The organism is Nonomuraea sp. KM90, from assembly GCF_052246675.1.
In the GTDB taxonomy this organism is placed as follows: Bacteria; Actinomycetota; Actinomycetes; order Streptosporangiales; family Streptosporangiaceae; genus Nonomuraea.
Map to the genome: position 1 here is coordinate 1 of NZ_JBQQCB010000329.1, position 1,850 is coordinate 1,850.

The 1,850-nt window shown below is 67.9% G+C and carries 1 protein-coding gene; it reads right to left on the minus strand.

The annotated features are described in order from the left end of the window. Positions 1 to 511: 511 nt before the first annotated feature. Positions 512 to 1,531 carry a transposase gene (locus tag ACTWPW_RS63960; RefSeq protein WP_443175002.1) on the minus strand — a complete coding sequence of 340 codons (1,020 nt, stop codon included), beginning with the start codon at positions 1,529 to 1,531 and terminating at the stop codon, positions 512 to 514. Between the last annotated feature and the right edge of the window lie 319 nt (positions 1,532 to 1,850).

Genomic DNA, 1,850 nt, shown 5'->3' on the forward strand with positions numbered 1-1,850 from the left:
CTTGACTCTGTCGGGGATCTTGTTCGCTGCCGGGTCAGCTGGCGGCTGGCCAGGAACGCAAGCGGGGGTGCCTTGCTGGTCGAGGTAGTCCTGGAAGGCTGTCGGCGGTCGTGGGGGCGCGCTTTCTCCAGGAGGGTGCCGGCTGAGGCGTTCGACGTTGACGGCGATGGCGGTGAGCACGTGTTGCAGGTGGGCCTTGGCTTGCCCCGGGGTAGCGGCAGCGGCGCATGCCATGGCCGTGGGCCAACTCGCAGATGGTGCCCTCGGTGCCGGAACGCGCCGCGTAGCGCTTGTGCCAGTGCGGTTCTCGCTGCTTTGCGCGGTTGCGCAGCTGCAGTTCGTGTCGTTCTAGCGGAGGAAAGCCCACGTTGCGCGCACCGGTCGCGGGAGGTGGATTGACATGGTGCACTTGGCTCGGCCGGGCCGGGTTGGCACCGGGCTCTTGGTGAAGCGGGCCACGATCAACGGGGCGGCGGTCAGCGAGGATGTCGGATAAGGGCCGTGCCAGCCCTTATCCTACCTGGCCCTGTGGGCAGGTGACTTCCTGGCGGTCGAAGTCGATGCGAAAGTCGTCGCGGGCGAAACCCTCACCCTGGCGGTTTTGGTGGGTGGGGTTGCCTGGAAGCGGTCCGACCACGGCGATCTGGTGTTCACGTTCGGCCTGTTCGAGGTCGACCAGGCAGGTGCAGCCACCGTCGAGTAGGTGCTGCTCGGGCCGTGGGCCCCGGCGCTCCAGCCGGGTGTGGATGCCGGGCAGGACCTCGGTGTCAGCGCTGGTCGCGGGCATGGTGACCACGCCGGTGATCACATTGGGGCCGTCGCCGGAGCAGGTCTCGGTCACGTGCGTGAGCAACCCCTGCCAACGGGTGACCTGCCCCCGACGCGCATAGCGGGCCGTCAGGTCGTAGGGCGAGATGATCCGCTTGGCCGAGGGCGGCAGACCGCTATCGTCGTCATCGTCACGCCAGCGCAGCCGTCCGGTGGAGTCGCAGTAGTAGTTCTGCACCAGGATCTGTCGCAGGGCCTGCACCTGGGGGCCGCCCAGCAGGCCGGGATGGTTTCGGCTCAGGTGTTCCAGCAGGCGACGGGCATCTGCCCCGGTGGTGTTGATCCTGGTCTTGGGTCGGGTGGGGTTCTTGCCCAGGCGGACCTGCCGGCCGTAGCGGCCTCCCCAGTCGTCATCGACCAAGCCGTTCAGCGCGTGAGCGGCAGTGCGGGCCAGTTCCTCCAGGGCTGCGCGCATGGCCTCGGTGACCAGCTCCAGGCGGGTCAGGTCGCGCACGGTGGCCAGGACATGAGGGGAATCGGTGCGCTGGGTGGTGCGCTCGCGAACCAGCCCGGCCTCCTTCAGACGGGCCAGGGCCAGATCGAGAAGCTGGCCCGCCCGCCCGTCTTGCAGCAGGCGGTCACGGAAGTCACCGAGCACACTGTGGTGCAAGCCGGGGTCGTCCAGTTCGAGGCCGAGCGCGTACGTGAAGTCGATGCGGCAGCGCACGGCTTCGGCGGCATCGCGGTCGGAAAGGTCCAGCACGAAATTGCAGCACGCTCACCGCGGCCAGTTGGGCGGGTGAGAGTCCCGGCCGGCCGTCGCGGGGATACCACTGCGCGAAGTCCTCATCGCTCGATAACCCATCCAGCCAGTCGCGGATCCACATGGCCGGGGTGCCACGGGGATTACTCGCTCGTGCTACCTGGGCGGTGAGCTCCGCGACCTCCAGCGCGGACCGGGGACGAACCGATAGCGACACCTGACCACCTCGGGGGAATGATCGACTTCGCCGACCCCAGAAGCCTCACAGTTACTGATCAGTCGCCCTTCGGGACATGCCGGATGTTTCAACATTCCCGAC